The sequence below is a fragment of the Erythrobacter sp. HI0063 genome (assembly GCF_001635685.1).
Classification (GTDB): domain Bacteria; phylum Pseudomonadota; class Alphaproteobacteria; order Sphingomonadales; family Sphingomonadaceae; genus Qipengyuania.
Window position 1 is genome coordinate 1 of sequence record NZ_LWFF01000087.1, and the last position, 234, is coordinate 234.

Annotated in this window: 1 pseudogene; it reads right to left on the minus strand. The window is 66.2% G+C overall.

From position 1 onward, the window contains the following. Positions 1–234 (minus strand): annotated as a pseudogene (locus A3736_RS04185) (amidohydrolase family protein); the annotation flags it as partial.

Consider the following 234-nt stretch of genomic DNA (forward strand, 5'->3'; position numbering starts at 1 on the left):
TGTTCGATCCGCCAGCGCCGATCGCCCGAAAAGCTGTCGGAAATATCGGCGACGGCATTCAGCGCTTCGGCATTGGCGGCGGTCCCGATCGCGTGGACGGCGATCTGGAACTGGCCGCTGGCGGCGCGTACCATAACGTTGCGCAATTGCGCCGGGCTCATCAACGGCAGGCCGGTATTGCCCGGATCGTCGGCATAGGGCTGCTTCAGCCAGGCCCCACGCGAACCGAGCGCC